Genomic DNA, 4,115 nt, shown 5'->3' on the forward strand with positions numbered 1-4,115 from the left:
CGAGCCCGTGGGCGTGGTCGCGGCCGTCGTACCGTGGAACTTCCCGCTCACGATGGCCGCGTGGAAGGTGGCCCCGGCGCTGGCCACCGGCTGCACGGTCGTGCTCAAGCCCGCCGAACAGTCGCCGCTGTCCGCGCTGCGCCTGGGCCGACTCGCGAGCGAGGCCGGGTTGCCGGCGGGCGTGTTCAACGTGGTCGCGGGGGAGGGGCCGACGGCGGGCCGCGCGCTCGGCCTGCACCCCGACGTCGACGTGCTCGCGTTCACCGGCTCCACCGCCGTGGGACGGCACTTTTTGCGCTACGCGGCCGACTCGAACCTGAAACGGGTCTGGCTCGAACTCGGCGGTAAATCGCCCAACATAGTGCTGCCGGACGCCCCCGACCCGGCCCGCGCGGCGGCCTCGGCGGCGTGGGGCATCTTCTTCAACCAGGGCGAGATGTGCACCGCGCCGTCCCGGCTGCTCGTGCACTCCTCGATCGCCGACGACATCGTGGACGCGGTGGTCGAACACGCACGCGCGCTACGGATCGGCGACCCGCTCGACCCCGCGACCACGATGGGCGCGCTGGTGACGGCCGAGCACCTCGCCCGGGTCGAGGGCCACATCGCCCGCGCCCACGCGGACGGCGCCCGGCTGCGCTCGGGCGGGAACCGGGTGGACCGGCCCGGCAACTACCTCGAACCCACCGTGTTCGACCGGGTCACGCCCGACATGGCGCTCGCGCGCGACGAGGTGTTCGGCCCGGTGCTCGCGGTCCTGACGTTCGACACCGAGGACGAGGCCGTCCGGCTCGCGAACGCGACCGAGTACGGCCTGGCGGCAGGCGTGTGGACGGCGGACCTGTCGACGGCGCACCGCGTCTCGCGCGCCGTGCGAGCGGGCACGGTATGGGTGAACTGCTACGAGGAGGGCGGCCTGAACGTCCCCTTCGGGGGCGTCAAACAGTCAGGCCACGGCCGAGACAAGTCACTGCACGCGTTGGACAAGTACACCGACCTCAAAACCACCTGGATCCGGTTGTGAGCCCTACGAATCCCACGATCCGCCCGAACCGACCGCTGATCGCCCTGCCCTGCCGGTTCGCGGCCACCACGTCGGCTCTGCGCTACGCCGCGGAGGTCACCGCGCAGGCGCTCGCGGAGGCGGTCTACGCCGCAGGCGGCGAGCCGTTCATGATGCACCCGGCCGACCCGTGGGACATCGGCGCGCGCCTGGCCCGGGTCGACGGCCTGCTGCTGCCGGGCGGCGGCGACCTGGAGCCGAGCACCTACGGCGCGGCGTCGGTGCACGGCGAGGTGTACGACGTCGACGAGACCCAGGACGCCTTCGACCTCGCGGCGGCCCACCACGCCCTGACCACGGGGCTGCCCACGCTCGCGATCTGCCGGGGCCTCCAAGTACTCAATGTGGCCCTGGGCGGCACCCTCACCCAGCACATGCCGACCCACCACCGCCACGTCGTACACCGCATCAAACCCGACCCGAACTCCACCCTGGCCCGAGCCGTGGGCCCCGACCACATCGAAGCCTCCTGCTACCACCACCAGAGCATCGACCGCCTGGCAACCCCCCTACGCATCACCGCCCAAGCCGCAGACGGCACCATCGAAGCCGTCGAACCCACAACCCCCAAAGGCTGGTTCCTGGCCGTCCAATGGCACCCGGAAGACACCGCCAAAACCAACCAGGCCCAACAATCCCTCTTCACCGCCCTGACCGAGGCATCCACCCAACACAAACACCCGAGCCCACCCCGCCCGAAGGCCGATCTAACCCCGCCCGGCGTTGAGGCACCAGGCGCCTGAAGACCGATTCCTCGACAGGAATGGGCAAACGATGGGCAGCGCGAGCGACTTCCAGCCGGTCCGGTGTGTGAGGACAGTGCGGGGGAGGGTCGGCTGGAGTTCGGGAGTGGGCGAATGATGGGCAGTGCGAGCGGTATCCAGCCCGTCCGGCGTTTGAGGACAGCCGGCCGCAGGCCGCGTGTGCAGGCTCCCTTGTGTGGAGCGGCAAGGGACCGCATTTCCAGCCCGTCCGGCGTTTGAGGACGAGCCGGCCGCAGGCCGCTCTGCGGCTATCGGGACGGCAACCCCTCCAGCCCGTCCGGCGTTTGAGGACAAAGCATGCGCCCCGGCCAACCGGCCAACCGGCCAACCGGCCAACAGGCGAAGCCGACCGCCTCACCCCGCCCGGCGAGGACGCCCACCCCGTCGAGGCCGAGGAGCGTGACCGTCCAACAGCGTCTGCCGCCGCTCTTCTCCCTTGGCCTCCAACCGCGCCACGATCCTCCGCAGGCTGTCCGCCAGGACCAGGCACTCGTCCGCCGACAGATCGTCCGCGACGAAAGCCTCCTCCGCGTTGAACTCCGGGAAGATCCGGACCATCAACTCCTCACCCGCAGGCGTCAGCGACAGCAGCACCAACCGCCCGTCCGACGCATGCGCCGCCCGCGCGATCAGCCCGCGCGTCTCCAACGTACGGGCCACGCCGGTGAGCGTGCCCTTGGAGATGCCCGCCTCCTCGGCGACGTGCCGGGTCTCGCTCTCGCCCCAGATCCACACCGCCCACAACACCGTGAACGCGGTCCACGTCAGCTCGGACTCGCGCAGCACCGAGTTCTCCAGGTGCTGCCGTACGGCCGCCGCGGCCCGATAGATGTTCGACACCGCGGCCATCTGTTCGCGCCGCAACGGAATGTCGCCCAATCGTGCCTGGACGGCCTTTTCCGTATCGGTGATGGACCGCTTCCCGACCACATGCCCCGCCTTCGTCGTCCCGGGCGCCCCGAACCGCTGCTCGATGCGCCATGTTCAGCCTGAAGTCTGAAATCTAGCCCTTACGGCGCCCTGTTTGCATCCGTACGATCAGCGCCACCCGCACATCGTACGAACACAAACGATCAAGATCTCGCCCCTCCCCACCGCCGGGCACGGCAAGCAAAGACGCGTCGGCGACCACGCCCGAGCCCCCATGCCCCCGAGACCGCCGCGCGCAAGGCCCGCACGGCAGGCTCGGCCTCCCGCACATCGTCTTCCTCGTGGCGGCGGGCATCCGCCCCACCCGTCGTGGCGGCAGGCGGCATCCCGCAGGGCCCGGCCGTCACCGGTACGGCCCGCATCCCACTCGAACCCCGGCAACGCCCGGTCAACGCAGCGGCCCCGAGCCAACGCCGGGGCATCGCCGGCTGGTTCGGTACTCGGGTGAAGCCGGCCTCCGGAACCGAGTCTCCGCAGACCGGCGTTGCCGTTTCGATGAACAGGCTCGGACGATGGGGAGGACCGTGATGAACATCAGCCCGGCCGAGACCTGGTAGCCCACGATGAACCGGCCGGCGGAACCCTGCCGGTGGTCGCGGTCGCGCATTTCGGAGGTTGGTTCCGCGTCCGTAGAGGTCGTGGGCGATGGCGTCCACGCCCCGATCGAGCGAGATGCGATCGAAAGGGGGAGAGTTACGAGCGAGTCTTTCCCCCATCCGGGCTGTATCGCAGTGCATGGCTCATCTCATCCGGGATCCGCCTCCCCTTCGCAGCCCTCCAGCACCTGTCGTTCCTCCGCGCGCAGGGCCTCGACCTTTTCGACGTCCTCGTCCCACGCGGGAGTCGGAAGCAGGGCCCAGCGGTGGAGCACGAGCAAGAGGTCACGCGCGTGTGCGTTGCCGACCTCCTCGTCGAACTTCTCGCGGGATTCCGGGGGAAGCGCCTCGCGGATGCCGTTGATCGAGGCGGGATACTCGATCGTGTCCCCGTCGGCGAGTGTGGTCGAAAAGGCTGCGGCCGTCGGCGCGGACCTCCCAGGACGAACGGGTGTCCGGCCCGACCGCGTGCGTTCGCACCGCGTCCTCGAACGTCCCCGGCCGAGCGGATCGTGGTTTGCTTCCCTCTCCACAACCCGAGCGCACATATCCGAGTCCCATCACAGACAGTGTTTGGGCCAGTCCTCGGCGTCGCGTGGGCAGGGCCGAGCTCGCGCGGGCCGCGTCCCCCCGCCGCTGCCTCCGCGGGCGGCGGCGGGGGTGTCGTATCCGCTCCCGGCGAGGTGTGAGATCGGGTCGCCGGGTGGTTGCCCGGCGGGAGTACCCCCGCCTCCCGCAGCGGCCGGCCGGGTGCGAATCGCC

The 4,115-nt window shown here is 70.5% G+C and carries 4 protein-coding genes; 2 read left to right on the plus strand and 2 right to left on the minus strand.

Annotated elements, in window-relative coordinates; genetic code table 11:
- A partial coding sequence (locus GT354_RS20305) for an aldehyde dehydrogenase family protein (protein ID WP_161357729.1) occupies positions 1 to 1,024 on the plus strand: 1,024 nt, incomplete at its 5' end.
- Positions 1,021 to 1,806: a gamma-glutamyl-gamma-aminobutyrate hydrolase family protein gene (locus GT354_RS20310; RefSeq protein ID WP_346012098.1), complete on the plus strand. Its 786-nt coding sequence runs from the start codon at positions 1,021 to 1,023 to the stop codon at positions 1,804 to 1,806. The genes GT354_RS20305 and GT354_RS20310, both read left to right, overlap by 4 nt.
- A gap of 375 nt (positions 1,807 to 2,181) precedes the next feature.
- On the opposite strand, the gene GT354_RS20315 is transcribed toward GT354_RS20310, so the two are convergent.
- Both GT354_RS20315 and GT354_RS20320 read right to left on the minus strand, forming a co-directional pair.
- Positions 2,182 to 2,757: a MarR family transcriptional regulator gene (locus tag GT354_RS20315; protein WP_161357731.1), complete on the minus strand. Its 576-nt coding sequence runs from the start codon at positions 2,755 to 2,757 to the stop codon at positions 2,182 to 2,184.
- Positions 2,758 to 3,502: 745 nt separating this feature from the next.
- Positions 3,503 to 3,886: a hypothetical protein gene (locus tag GT354_RS20320; RefSeq protein ID WP_161357733.1), complete on the minus strand. Its 384-nt coding sequence runs from the start codon at positions 3,884 to 3,886 to the stop codon at positions 3,503 to 3,505.
- Between the last annotated feature and the right edge of the window lie 229 nt (positions 3,887 to 4,115).

Source organism: Streptomyces sp. SID3343 (assembly GCF_009865215.1).
In the GTDB taxonomy this organism is placed as follows: domain Bacteria; phylum Actinomycetota; class Actinomycetes; order Streptomycetales; family Streptomycetaceae; genus Embleya.